This is a genomic window from Flavobacteriales bacterium (genome assembly GCA_020435415.1).
Taxonomy (GTDB): domain Bacteria; phylum Bacteroidota; class Bacteroidia; order JACJYZ01; family JACJYZ01; genus JACJYZ01.
In genome coordinates this window covers 6,208-18,945 of record JAGQZQ010000069.1, presented here as the reverse complement: position 1 = coordinate 18,945, position 12,738 = coordinate 6,208, and the positions used below count along the sequence as shown (strand labels likewise).

12 protein-coding genes and 1 pseudogene (1 of these 13 only partly in view) are annotated in these 12,738 nt (G+C 47.1%); 4 read left to right on the top strand and 9 right to left on the bottom strand.

Translation table 11 applies throughout. From position 1 onward, the window contains the following. From KDD36_11100 to KDD36_11085, 4 genes are all read left to right on the top strand, one after another. Positions 1-389: adenylosuccinate lyase (locus tag KDD36_11100; protein ID MCB0397195.1), on the top strand; the 389-nt coding region annotated here is incomplete at its 5' end. Positions 390-393: 4 nt separating this feature from the next. Beyond that, on the top strand, positions 394-759 hold the full coding sequence (locus tag KDD36_11095) for a hypothetical protein (GenBank protein MCB0397194.1): 366 nt from the start codon (positions 394-396) through the stop codon (positions 757-759). Between the two features lie 55 nt (positions 760-814). Continuing rightward, positions 815-1,687 (top strand): glycosyltransferase family 2 protein, encoded by an 873-nt coding sequence (locus tag KDD36_11090; GenBank protein ID MCB0397193.1) that lies wholly within the window; start codon positions 815-817, stop codon positions 1,685-1,687. A gap of 72 nt (positions 1,688-1,759) precedes the next feature. Further along, positions 1,760-4,987 carry a PD40 domain-containing protein gene (locus KDD36_11085; protein ID MCB0397192.1) on the top strand — a complete coding sequence of 1,076 codons (3,228 nt, stop codon included), beginning with the start codon at positions 1,760-1,762 and terminating at the stop codon, positions 4,985-4,987. 396 nt (positions 4,988-5,383) lie between these two features. Here the strand turns inward: KDD36_11085 and KDD36_11080 are convergent, their stop codons facing one another. From KDD36_11080 to KDD36_11040, 9 genes and pseudogenes are all read right to left on the bottom strand, one after another. Continuing rightward, on the bottom strand, positions 5,384-6,610 hold the full coding sequence (locus KDD36_11080; protein ID MCB0397191.1) for an aminotransferase class I/II-fold pyridoxal phosphate-dependent enzyme: 1,227 nt from the start codon (positions 6,608-6,610) through the stop codon (positions 5,384-5,386). Positions 6,611-6,621: 11 nt separating this feature from the next. Further along, entirely contained in the window at positions 6,622-7,347 is a 726-nt protein-coding gene (locus KDD36_11075) for a (Fe-S)-binding protein (protein ID MCB0397190.1), read from the bottom strand. Between the two features lie 433 nt (positions 7,348-7,780). Then, entirely contained in the window at positions 7,781-8,401 is a 621-nt protein-coding gene (locus KDD36_11070; GenBank protein ID MCB0397189.1) for a PAS domain-containing protein, read from the bottom strand. 225 nt (positions 8,402-8,626) lie between these two features. After that, positions 8,627-9,628 (bottom strand): hypothetical protein, encoded by a 1,002-nt coding sequence (locus tag KDD36_11065; GenBank protein ID MCB0397188.1) that lies wholly within the window; start codon positions 9,626-9,628, stop codon positions 8,627-8,629. Positions 9,629-9,684: 56 nt separating this feature from the next. After that, positions 9,685-10,077: a type II toxin-antitoxin system VapC family toxin gene (locus tag KDD36_11060; GenBank protein ID MCB0397187.1), complete on the bottom strand. Its 393-nt coding sequence runs from the start codon at positions 10,075-10,077 to the stop codon at positions 9,685-9,687. Next, positions 10,068-10,298, bottom strand: a complete 231-nt coding sequence (locus KDD36_11055) for a hypothetical protein (protein ID MCB0397186.1) — start codon at positions 10,296-10,298, stop codon at positions 10,068-10,070. Before KDD36_11055 ends, KDD36_11060 begins: the two co-directional genes overlap by 10 nt. A 48-nt stretch (positions 10,299-10,346) precedes the next feature. Further along, on the bottom strand, positions 10,347-10,970 hold the full coding sequence (locus KDD36_11050) for a PAS domain-containing protein (protein ID MCB0397185.1): 624 nt from the start codon (positions 10,968-10,970) through the stop codon (positions 10,347-10,349). A gap of 263 nt (positions 10,971-11,233) precedes the next feature. Next, entirely contained in the window at positions 11,234-11,806 is a 573-nt protein-coding gene (locus KDD36_11045; protein MCB0397184.1) for a YIP1 family protein, read from the bottom strand. 10 nt (positions 11,807-11,816) lie between these two features. Then, positions 11,817-12,738, bottom strand: a pseudogene (locus KDD36_11040) (MFS transporter) (it continues 369 nt past the right edge of the window).

Below are 12,738 nucleotides of genomic sequence, written 5' to 3'. Positions count from 1 at the left end.
AACACCTGTCCGCCAAACTGCCGGTTTCCCGTCTGCAACGAGACCTGACAGACTCCACCGTCTTGCGAAACGTGGGCATGCCCCTGGCGCATCTGTTGATCGCATTGAACTCCATGATGAAAGGACTGGATAAGGTATTGCTGAACAAAGTGGCCCTGGACAATGATCTGGAAAACAACTGGGCCGTGGTGGCCGAAGCCGTCCAAACGATCCTGAGAAGGGAAGGGTTTGATAAACCGTATGAGGCCCTGAAGACATTGACCAGGACCAATGAAAAGATTACAAGGGAGCGAATGCATACCTTTATTGATTCACTTGATGTCAGCGAAAACGTTAAGTCTGAATTGAAAGAAGTCTCACCGTTCAACTATACCGGACTGAATGCTTAATCCTATGAAAACGATCATGACATTTGGCCTGTGCCTGTTCTTACTGGCATTGGTCCCATCCCGCAGCATGGCGCAAGAACGGGGTAAAACAGGCAATAGCAGCAAGAATTTTGAGCTTGAGATCAACCGGAAGATGACGGAGCAGGACATCAAGGATATTCAGGAGGATCTGAAACGCAGACTGATCAAGCTTGAGTTTGAGGAATTGAAGTTTACCCCGTGGGGAAAGTTCTGGTCTGGAAAAGGAACCATTACCTTTAATGATGGAGCCTATGGCAAGTTTTATGGTAAGGGAGTGAAGTATATTCGCATCACCAGGTCATATGATAACAGCGGCAGGGCAGGTGAGATCGAGATCACGGTGAAATAGAACCGTTGTGTTGTGCATCCGTGTCTGCACAAACGTTTCAGCTCTTAGTTTCTGAATGTTGAAAGTTTCCGGATTTACATTTATTCGCAATGCCATCTGCTATGATTATCCCGTGGTGGAGGCGATATCGTCCATTCTGCCCGTATGCGATGAGGTGGTCGTGGCGGTCGGGAAATCCGAAGATGATACCCTGGATCTCGTACGTTCCATTCATCCTGACAAGGTCCGTGTCGTAGAAACCACCTGGGACGATTCTCTCAGAAAAGGCGGTGCCGTACTCGCTGTGGAAACCAATAAAGCATTAGCAGCTGTAGCACCTGATGCTGACTGGGCCTTTTATATCCAGGCCGATGAGGTACTGCATGAACAGTATGTTCCCGGCCTTAAAAAGGTCATGGAAACCTGGAAGGATGATAAACGTGTGGAAGGTCTGGTGTTCGATTACCGCCACTTTTACGGTTCCTACGATTATATCGGAGATTCAAGGAGGTGGTACCGAAGAGAAGTGAGGGTGGTTCGTCCTGCACAGGGCATCTATTCTTTCCGGGATGCCCAGGGTTTTCAAAAAGATGGCAGACCTTTGAAGGTCAAACATGCCGATGCGGTGATACACCACTACGGATGGGTGCGTCCTCCGGATAAACAACAGGAACGGCAGGTTGCCTTTCATTCGCTGTGGCATGATGACGCATGGGTGGATGAGAATGTCAGGGTGTATGATCAATTTGACTACTCCGGGATCGATTCCCTGACGCGCTATGAAGGTACGCATCCGGCGGTGATGCTGGATAGGATATCCAGAATGAACTGGCAATTCTCTTTTGACCCCTCGCAGAAGAAACTATCAATGAAAAGCCGTATCCTGCAATGGGTGTTCCGTTTGACCGGTTGGCGCATTGGCGAATACCGCAACTATAGAGTCATCTGAAAAAGTGTATTGGATATTCCAATGAAAATACCAACCTTTATCCGTAACCTGATTGAATCCCAAATCTTCCGTATGACATCTTCCATCAAATTGCTCTTCCGTTCTCTTCTTTCCATTCTTGCACCTGCGCTTATTTCCCTGACTGTTCATGCACAGGATAGCCTTCCGAAATGGATGCGCTACCCCGCCATTTCTCCCGATGGTCTTACGATTGTCTTTTCATATAAAGGCGACTTGTACACTGTTCCATCCAGTGGAGGCAAGGCCAGCGTGCTTACATTGCATGAGGCGCATGATTTCAAACCGGTTTGGTCACCTGATAGCAAACAAATCGCTTTCGCATCCGACCGGTATGGTAATTATGACATTTTTGTGATTCCTGCCGAAGGGGGAAGTCCAAAGCGACTGACCTGGCATTCGGCCAATGATTACCCCAGCGATTTCAGCCCGGATGGAAAACGGGTGTTGTTCGAGTCCAGGAGAACGGATGCTGCTTCCAATGCACAATTTCCTTATGGTTATCTGCCCGAACTTTATGAAGTACCGGTAGGTGGTGGCAGGGTGAAGCAAGTGGTCACCACGCCTGCTATTGATGCCAAATACCACAAATCAGGAAAGATGATCCTGTACCATGATCAGAAAGGCTATGAAGATCCCTGGCGCAAGCATCACGTGTCTTCCGTTACCCGGGATATTTGGGTCCTTGATGTGGATAATAAAAGGCATAAGCAACTGACGACGTATGAAGGTGAAGACCGCAATCCGGCGTGGGCACCCAATGAGCAGGAGATCTATTATTTGTCGGAAAAGAGCGGGTCATTCAATGTGTGGAAGCTCACGATCCTGGACCCCAGTCTGACCGTGCAGGTGTCCAGGTTCGACAAGCATCCCGTACGCTTTCTGACCATGTCCTCCACAGGTACCCTTTGTTATGGTTATAACGGCGAAATATATACCCAGAAGGATGGGGAGGAACCCAGGAAGATAAACATCACCGTGCTGAACGATGGCCGCGCCAAAGAACGAACCTTTGAATCGGTCAACGGAAATATTACGGAAATGGCGGTTTCTCCTGACGGGGAAGAGATTGCTTTTATCAGCAGGGGCGAGGTCTTTGTGACCTCTGTCAAGCATAAACTCACAAAGCGTATCACCAATACGCCCGAGATGGAACGGGATATCAGTTTTAGTCCGGATGGCAGGAGTCTGCTCTACGCATCAGAAAGAAAAGGTAGCTGGAATATCTACCAGACACGCCTGGCCAGAAGTGAAGAGAAGTACTTTTACCTATCCACCGTGGTGACCGAAGAAGACGTTGTTGTAGACACAAAAGAAGCTTTTCAACCGGCATGGTCTCCTGACGGAAAGGAGGTAGCCTACCTGGAAGAGCGCACCACGCTTAAGGTTTTCAACCTGGCTGCCCGCAGAAGCAGGACGGTCATGACAGGGGATCACAGTTATTCATACATCGACGGGGATCAGTATTACCAGTGGTCTCCCGATGGAAAGTATTTCCTGGTGAATTTCTTTGACCGCAACCGTTGGGATAATGAAGTAGGCCTTGTCAATGCTTCAGGGGATGGTAAAGTGGTGAACCTGACCAACAGCGGTTACGGAGACCTTAACCCCAAATGGGTGCTGGGAGGGAAAGCCATGATGTGGATATCGGACCGGTATGGGGCATTTCAACATAGCGGCAGAGGCTCGGAAGATGATATCATGGCGATGTACTTTACGCAGGAAGCCTTTGACCGTGCAAACCTGGATGCAACGGAATGGGATATCCTCAAGAAGGAGGAAGAAAAAGATAAGAAGACCACATCCAATGAGGCAGTTCGCATAGAGATGGACGGGCTTGATCAACGCATCAAGCGACTCACTCCCCGTGCATCATGGCTGGCGGATGCAGTGCTGAGTGATGATGGAGCGACCATTTACTTCCTCAGCAGATCATCGGACAAGGGATATGATCTATGGAGTCACAACATCTACAAAAAGGAAAGCAAGACACTGACCAATGTGGGCGGCAGCGGCAAACTTGCAATCAGCAAGGATGGTAAGTCGATCTTTGTTCAGGCCGACGGGAAATTATACAAGGTGGAGACGGCAGACGGCAAGAAAACAGCTGTTTCTTTTGATGCTGAAATGGAAGTGAATGCGGCCGCAGAGATGGATTATTTCCTGGAACATATGTGGCGCCAGGCTTATAAGAAGTTTTATAAGGAAGATATGCATGGGGTCGACTGGGAATTCTATAAAAAAGAATACCGGAAGAAGTTGCCCTACATTGCAAACCTGCGTGACTTCTCAGAGCTGGCTAGTGAGATGCTCGGCGAACTGAATGCATCACACACCGGTGCGAAGTATCGGGTGAACAAGCCCGACGGATCTGACGAAACCGCTGCGCTCGGTGTGATCTATGATGAAAGCCATACCGGCGACGGATGGAAGATTGCAGAGGTGATCAAGCAGGGGCCACTTGACATGGCTACCTCGAAGGTCAGGGCGGGCACCATCATTGAAAAGATTGACGGGGTGACGATTACTGCCAATATGAATCCTTACCGCTTGCTCAACCGGAAGGAAGGAGTGTACGTCCTGTTATCCGTTTATGATCCTGCCCGAAGCAGCAGGTGGGATGAGCGGGTAAAGGCCATTTCTCTGGGCACCCAAAACGATCTGCTCTACGACAGATGGGTGCGCTCCAGGGAAAGTGAGACGGAACGACTGTCCAAGGGACGAATCGGTTATGTCCATGTGAAAGGTATGAATGATGCCAGTTTCCGTACGGTCTACGACAAGGCTCTGGGTATGTATTATGACAAAGAAGCGCTCATCGTGGATACCCGCTTCAACGGTGGTGGCAACTTGCATGACCAGCTGTGTGTTTTCCTCAACGGGAAGAAATATTATTCTTTGTTGCCAAGGGGGCAGGATCTGGGAATCCGTCCGAGCACAAGATGGACCAAGCCATCATTGGTTTTGATGGGTGAAGGGAATTATTCCGATGCACACCTTTTTCCCTATGCTTATAAAGCTTTGGAGATTGGCAAGCTGGTAGGTATGCCTGTTCCGGGAACGGGTACCTCCGTATGGTGGGAAAGCCTGTACATCGGTTTACGTTTTGGTATTCCGGAAGTGGGTTATCTCGGCAATGACGGCACCTTCATGGAGAACCAGGAATTGAAGCCGGACACCCAGGTGAAGAATGAATATGAGAAAGTGGCTACTGGTGAAGACCAGCAACTGGAGAAGGCGGTGGAAGAGTTACTGAAGGAACTGGGTGCAAAGAAGAAGTGAGGACCCTCACCCCGGCATCTATTCTCTAATGTCTATTAGTCTTGTGACTAGCCCGTTGACCAATTTGTGTAGACACATAGGTCACATAGGATTTTCGCATAGAATTACCTGATTTCACTATGTGTTAACTACTGTGCGCTATGTGCCTATGTGGTTCAGAGAAACGTCTTCTGTGAATAACCTAATTTACCAAATATCAACTAATAGCATTTTTAATTAAGATGAATAAAGTAGCTAAAAGCTACAGGATAGACAGACGAAGGTGCAACCTTCGCCTAACCATCGTATGTGACCTATGCATCTTTCAATTGATCGAGGTGAGGAACCTCACCCCGGCATCTATTCTCTAATGTCTATTAGTCTTGTGACTAACGACTAACTACTTAGTACTTAGTACTAATGAGCCCCCAGTGCACCGATAAACCGGTCAATCTTACCCTGCGTCACATGGTCCATCACCACGATCTTCCACCAGTTGGGTGTTCCATCATGGGTATCCGGCACCAATACGAACTTCTCTGCAACACTTTTGGAGATGGCATTCCCACGGATGGTGATGATATTCATGTGGGGGTGGCGGTAATAGGGGATCTTAAGGTCATCCAGACTATCGCATAGCCTGTCTGTTCTGGCGATCAGCTTTTTGACTTTCTGATGCCATCCGTCGGATCCATGGATGCGCAGGATCATCCAGATAGCGATGGCGTTTGCACCGGAGCGACTGCCGCTCAGGGTATAATCGTGGCCGTGCACATACCGGGCTTCCTTTGTCATCACATAATGCATGTGTCCTTTTCTTATCAGGAAGATGCCCGTTCCGTATGGTGCCTGTAACATCTTGTGGGCATCCATGGTAACGGAAGTGATGTGTTGATTTTTGAATGTGTAGCATGCATCGCTGGAGGAGAACGGGTAGATGAAACCGCCGAAGGCGCCATCCACGTGCAGTTTGAAGGAGATGTTGTTTGAGATGAGCAGATCTGTGACCTCATCAATAGGATCGATGGAGCCGAACATGGTGGTAGACATGTTCATGATCACGATAAAGTGTTTGACGCCTGCGGCCTGTGCGGTGTCCAGCTGGTGCTTGTAATCGGCCATGTCCAGGAGGCGGGTATCGTTATGCACCTTCACCTGAATGGAACGTAAGGAAAGCAGATTGCACCCTTTGGGCATAGAGTAGTGGCTGTCTTCTGAAAACACCACCGCGATCTCTTCACGGGATGCCTTTTTCTCTTCGAGGAAATAATTGCGGTAGATCCAAAGCGCCATGATGTTGGCTTCGGTGCCGCCGGCAGCGACATAGCCGTCCTGCTGGTCTTTTTCTCCACCCAGGATTTCTTCCGCACATAGGGCAATGGCTTCCTTTTCGATCTCCTGTGTTCCGATGAATGCGGTTTCCGCCTGTCCGACCGTATGGCACCCGATATGATTCGGGTTGGCGTTCATGGCCTTCATATAAGGGGCGTCATCCAGGAAGGGCGCATCATCATAAAACTCTTCAGGATCCAGGAAGGAGGCCGGAAGCCCCAGTACATCCCGTTTTCTGAAATCCATGTTTCTGGACAAGGCATCATTCACCTTCTCCTTGATCTTTTTATGGCTATAAGCTTCCCAATGCATGACCTGAAGAATTAGGAGGGCCACCCGGAGGTGAGCACGTCAGCCAGGTGCATGGTTTTGAGCGGAAGGTTGTTCTTTTGGATGAAGCCATCCACGTGCATCAGGCAGGAGGCATCTGTAGAGATCAGGTACTCCGCACCGGCCTCGAGGGCTCTCTCTGCCTTGTTTTGTGCGAGACTGCTGGATATAGACTCAAACTTCACAGCAAAAGAACCTCCGAATCCACAGCAGGTTTCGGTGTCTTCCATTTCTAGCAGCTCCAGGCCTTTTACTTTCTTAAGAAGTTCACGTGGTTCGCGCTTGATGCCGTATTCACGTAAGCCAGCGCAAGAGTCATGGTAGGAGGCCTTTCCTTCCAGCCTGGCACCGATGTCCGTGATCTTGAGAAAATTCACGAGGAAGTCGGACAGTTCGAAGGTGTTCTTCTGCATGGTCCGGTATTGATTGTGAAGAGCAGTGTTCTTGAACAGGTCTTCGTAGTAGTTTTTGATCATGCCTGCACAGGAAGCGGACGGACTCACAATAGGTCGGTCGTGGTGAAGGTCATGTATGCATTTTTCCGCCACATCCTTGGCGTCATCCCAGAATCCCGCCGTAAAGGCCGGCTGACCGCAGCAGGTTTGTTTGGGGTTGTAGTGGACCGTACAGCCCACCTTCTCGAGAATCCGCAGGGTATTCACTGCGGTTTGTGGAAATACCTGATCTATGAAACAGGGTATGAAAAGCTCAACATCCATTGGCAACTGATATTGGCTGCGAAGTTAACCTATTTTGGTTAATTTGGTGAGGTGGTGATTTGAGATGTGATGATTTGGTGACCTGCCAGCCGACGCTTGGCCATTGCGGGGCAGGCTGGTTTGGTGATGGGTGAAGTACTTGGCATAAGAGGTCAAATGGTTCTGACAAGATGCCCTGACTGTCCGGCAAGGCAGGCTCTCTGCGCTCGGCATGACAGGATTCAAGCGGCTGACGGAAATATGAAGGTGCGCAACCGGGTCCTCAAAGCATCACAAATGTCAGACGCGCACCTTCCTTCTCTCATTAATAAAACAGTCTTGTCATCCCGAAGCGCAGCGAGGGATCTATGTAGCAGCATTTTGGATATTGACATACAGCCAATGTCCGGTAATTATTAAAATATTTAATGCGTTGGTCTGACCCCTGCAAATGTCACCCGTTGTTGTACCACGATTTTACCTTGATCTTTTTCTCTTCAATAAATGCGGTCAGTTCTTTGGTGAAATTGTCAAGTGCAGTTATGGCTTCAGGCAGGAAGGAGGTGATCTTCTTTAAATCCGCTTTGGTTAGTTGTATGTTGTCCACCAGGTTTATTATGCCCTTCAGGTTGCAAATAGGCTGGCGAATTTTGTGTGAGGTCATATAGATCATTTCCTCCAGGGAGCTGATGTACTCTTTTTTTGCTTCTTCTGCTCTTTGGCGTTCCGTGATGTCTATTGAAAGAATAAATAATCCTTTTGGGACGGGCTCTATGCGCAGCTCAAACCAACCTTTGGAATCATCCGGGAAGGTGAATTCATTGATCATGGTGCCTGAAGTACGGGTCTTCATACATTTCTCCAATAATTTAAATAAGTCTGTGGTTTCGATGCCGGGGTATTTTTCCATCATTGTATGGCCTAGTAAGTCATCCTTTGAAGCGTACTTGCTTTGCTTTACAACGGCCTTGTTCACATATAAATATCGCCAGTCAAAACCGATGAGTTGGTAACCCTCAATCAGATCGTCAAGCGTGGCGTGGTCTAATGCTTCGTGGTTTGTCCTTTTGGTCATTGCTTTGTTTGCCTACATCAGTGGCTTTGCGTTTCACACACTAATGGGGGTAGGTGATGTCGTTTTCTTTTTTTTGTAATATAATGAAGGTTTTATCTAGCGGAGGGCTATATAAATATACGAAATCCTCTGATTCTGTTATGATGAATAGTTCATGAAGTACAGCGGTTGTGTGGTCAGTTGGGTGGTAATGAAGAGGGCTATCGGTATAAGCTGAATCGTCGTTTATTCATCCCCCTTGCTTAACTCCACCAGTTTCGAAAATGATACCATCAGCCGCTGCTGTTCTTTTAATAAGTACTCGTCAGAGAACGGTGCACCGCAATCACCGTTTGCGATTTGATGGATCAGGGTGTCATTCTCAAAATAACTCCGGTCTTCGTGAATTTCAGATTGGTCAAAGTCGAATGCCTCGGTGTCGCTGTTTTCTTTCATCCTTGTGGAATCCCAGTAAAAAGGCCGGTTGTAGTTGAAGTACTTTTCGAAGATGAAGGATAGTCTTCCATCTAACAAGTAGTATTCCATGATCTTTTGTCCCATTTCTCCGAAATGCCGGGTGATGATCTTTTCCAGCGTATCACCGTCGTAATAGTAATGGGTTTCACCGCCTTCGGTTGTTTCCCAAAGATCTTTTTTGTCAATCCGGGTCCATTCCCATTCAGTTATGGAGTTGACGCGTTTGAAATTCTTCCGGATGGGTGCGAGTTTGTCTGTTAGGTAGTCGTTTACCGGAACGTCTTCCTGCTGAAATGTTTCTTTGAGCAGAATGGTCTTTGGTTTTAGATCTGAAACGATAGGGTGGTTTTCGTTGGGTAGTATTTCTTTTATTTGATTCGTGCAAATGTTAAAGTTAAGGCACAAGTCCTTCTCTATTGTAAAGCGAATATTGCATGAATCAATCTTGGATCCGCTGCCTGTCATCTTATTTCCATCCTTATAAAGTGACAGAGGGTAGTAACGTGGACCTGCCCAGTCCAGGCAGGTCCGTTCCTGTATATTATATTCGCCAACGGTCCAATTGTTTGAGGGTTCGCATCTGGACCCAAAGGCTTCTCCAAATATTTTTAAAGCCATATACCCACCGATCAAAATAAGTGTCAATAGCACTGAGAGTACAATGAGTGCTATTTTAAGGCTCTGGCTCAATTTGCTTGGCTTCGTTTTCTGACTTCTGGCTGCTTTGACAAACAAGTGCAGCTTATCTTTTATTCCAGCTGAATCGGACATCTTGTCCGGGTACCGCGCGCCGTGACATTAGATAGTTAAGTAACAACTTGTAATTGTTATTTCTTAATTATCTGTAGCCCAACAATACGCTCAAAATGTCGTGTGTTCAGCGTAGCCAGTTTCAGCCCGTGCTGAATTGCGGTGGCTCCAATAAACAGGTCCGGTATCTCGATTTGCTTCCTGTCCCGTTTTAATTGTCGTTGGATATCAATGGCTGTCTTGTTGATATCATTATCGAAAGGGAGCACGGAAATGGTCTGAAAGAATTTATCCCAGAATTCGTCCTGCACCGTTGAACTGCCGGCATATACTTCATACGCAGTGATTGCAGAAACAGCAAACAACTGGTACCTGTTGGTCAATTCGTAAAAGAAGGACTTGGATTTGTTTTTCTTGCGATAAAAGTCAATCAGGACAGAGGTGTCCAGGCAGATCATCTCTATCGCCATTGGCTGAATTTCTTGCGGTTCTCAAGAAAGACTTTGTATTGGTCATCCGTCATGACAGGAGCTTCCAACAACATTTGTTGCAGATCGGTGATCTCTGCTTTAGACTTACCGGCGAGGAATTTGTCATCCAGTTCGGCTTTGAGCCTTGCAACCTGGCTGGCCGGCATTTGCCTGATCAATTTCATGATCTGTTTATATCCTATGTTGAGTTTGATCTCCATATCTCAAATTTACGAAATATTGGTATTGGAAGTTGCGGGTTTTCGATTTTACCCCTGCTGGCGCGGACGTTTCGTTTGGGCCTGTACTTCAAACTTTGATTCATTCGCTATTTTAATGATGTATTTATGTTTGAAGCGATGCCTTCTAAATAGGTAAGTGCGATTCCCGGACGAGACGTCCGCGCTAGCGTGGGTGTTGTTCAGAAGGTTTATTATCCCCTTGATGTTACAAATAGGCTGACGTATCTTATGTGAGGTCATATAGATCATTTCCTCCAGGGAGTTGATGTATTCTTTTTTGGCCTCTTCAGCCCTTTTACGTTCTGTGATATCAATTGAAAGAATAAATAATCCCCTGGGAACAGGTTCTATTCGCAATTCAAACCAGCCTTTGGAATTATCAGGGAAGGTGAACTCATTGATCATGGTGCTTGAAGTACGTGTCTTCATGCATTTTTCCAATAGTTTAAATAAGTCGGTCGTTTCGATGCCGGGGTATTTTTCCATCATCGTATGGCCAACCAGGTCATTTTTTGAAGTGTACTTGCTTTGTTTTATGACGGCCTTATTCACATATAAATAGCGCCAGTCGAAACCGATCAGTTGGTAACCCTCAATCAGATCGTCGAGTGTGGCGTGGTCTAAAGCCTGGTGGTTTGTCTTATTGGTCATCGTTTTGTTTGCTTACCTGCTTGTTTTCGTAACGCAGCAGTATTGGAATACACCTTTTCTGTTTAGCAATACGAATGAAGGTTTTGAATAGCGGAGGGGTATATAAACATACGAAATTCCTGATTCAGTTGGGATGAATAGTTGATGAAGTGCAGCCGTTGTGTGGTCAGTTGGGTGAACCTGCCTCGGTTATGTGTATGGAAAGTTCAATTGCAGGGAGAACTGGTGTTTCGATGTGATTACATCCTTGCTAGCAGGAGAGCCTACCCAATAATATACCCCAACACCATTAGGATAATATACGGTAATATGATCAGTATATTCTGTTTGTTTTCAACCTGGTAAATTAGTCTTGTCCCTACAAATAGGATGATCATTGAACTTATTGCTGCCAAAACCAGGAGAATGTTTATAGTCGCTAATATAACAGGATAGTCTATAAAATATGGCGTTTTTAAAGGTGATATTAACAAAATTGGAATTAGTGAGAATGCCACAATAAATCTTGTTTGAGCTATATTTCCTGCTTTATGTGAGTAGTGCTTTCCAATGGTGTGAATTAAAAATGGTATCAGGTATTTGAAAATGATGAAGTATATAATAATCCCAAATACCATTGGAAGAATATACATTGCAAGTCTTGGTGACAGTGGGCTGCTATTTGAGTTGGGAATAAGAGGAAACAGAACTTCATATAACATTATAAAGCTCATTGGTAGCAAGATAGTAAGCAGAATGATAATGTTGGTTCTTCTGCCATGCTGCCCATCGTCATTTTGCATAAGCTCTTTAAAAGTTCTCTCAGGCTTATATATTATTGAAAAATATTCTTTCATTGAATGGATTTTACCTTGCCGCACGTTCCTGCCGCGGCACCCTGCTCAGCAACCACAGCCCCACCACGAAGAACAGCATCAGTGCGAAGGTGGAGTTGCGCATGCTGCCGGTGAGCTCTTCAATCAGACCATAGCTGAGCGTGCCCAGCACAATGCCCAGCTTCTCGCTGAGTTCGAAGAAGCTGAAGTAGGAGGCGTGGTCCTCCGTTTCCGGTAAGATCTTGGAATAGGTGGAGCGCGACAACGACTGGATGCCGCCCATCACCAGGCCCACTAAGGCGGCTACTATGTAAAAGGCCTCCGGACTATAAACAAAGTAGGCGGACACACAGATGCCCACCCATATGCCCAGGCTCACACCCAATGCCTTGATATTGCCAATGCGGGAAGACAGCCGTGAGAAACTCCACGAGCCCCCGATGGCCACAAACTGGATGATGAGGATGGTCAGGATCAGTTGGTCTTCTTTCATGTGTACCTCTTTGTCTGCAAAGGATGTAGCCATGTACATGACGGTCTGTACGCCCATGCTGTAGACAAAAAAGGCCAATACAAAGCGGTGCAGATGCGGGGAACGGCGGATGTCGGCAAAGACGTCCAGCAGTTCCCGGTAGCCTTCCAGCAGGATGTTGCCCTGCGCTTCTTTTTTGTAAACGTTCTTTGGCAGTCTGGCGAAGGTGATGTGGGCAAAACCGAACCACCAAAGCCCGGTCAGCAGAAAGGACCACCGCGCTGCACTCCCGTCTTCCGGTAGTCCGAACCACATGGGCTTTTGAATCATGATGAGGTTCAGGATCAACAACAGGGCGCTGCCCACATAGCCCAGGCCGTAACCGAAGGCACTTACTTTGTCCTGGTCCTCAGGTTCTGCGATCTCAGGCAGGTAGGCATTGTAGAAAACCAGACTGCCCGCAAACCCGATGGTGGCCAGC

Bases quoted from the DNA above. Each gene is read 5' to 3' on its own strand.
- KDD36_11095 (MCB0397194.1), top strand. From the start codon at position 394: ATGAAAACGATCATGACATTTGGCCTGTGCCTGTTCTTACTGGCATTG.
- KDD36_11090 (MCB0397193.1), top strand. From the start codon at position 815: ATGTTGAAAGTTTCCGGATTTACATTTATTCGCAATGCCATCTGCTAT.
- KDD36_11085 (MCB0397192.1), top strand. From the start codon at position 1,760: ATGACATCTTCCATCAAATTGCTCTTCCGTTCTCTTCTTTCCATTCTT.
- KDD36_11080 (MCB0397191.1), bottom strand. From the start codon at position 6,610: ATGCATTGGGAAGCTTATAGCCATAAAAAGATCAAGGAGAAGGTGAAT.
- KDD36_11075 (MCB0397190.1), bottom strand. From the start codon at position 7,347: ATGGATGTTGAGCTTTTCATACCCTGTTTCATAGATCAGGTATTTCCA.
- KDD36_11070 (MCB0397189.1), bottom strand. From the start codon at position 8,401: ATGACCAAAAGGACAAACCACGAAGCATTAGACCACGCCACGCTTGAC.
- KDD36_11065 (MCB0397188.1), bottom strand. From the start codon at position 9,628: ATGTCCGATTCAGCTGGAATAAAAGATAAGCTGCACTTGTTTGTCAAA.
- KDD36_11060 (MCB0397187.1), bottom strand. From the start codon at position 10,077: ATGGCGATAGAGATGATCTGCCTGGACACCTCTGTCCTGATTGACTTT.
- KDD36_11055 (MCB0397186.1), bottom strand. From the start codon at position 10,298: ATGGAGATCAAACTCAACATAGGATATAAACAGATCATGAAATTGATC.
- KDD36_11050 (MCB0397185.1), bottom strand. From the start codon at position 10,970: ATGACCAATAAGACAAACCACCAGGCTTTAGACCACGCCACACTCGAC.
- KDD36_11045 (MCB0397184.1), bottom strand. From the start codon at position 11,806: ATGAAAGAATATTTTTCAATAATATATAAGCCTGAGAGAACTTTTAAA.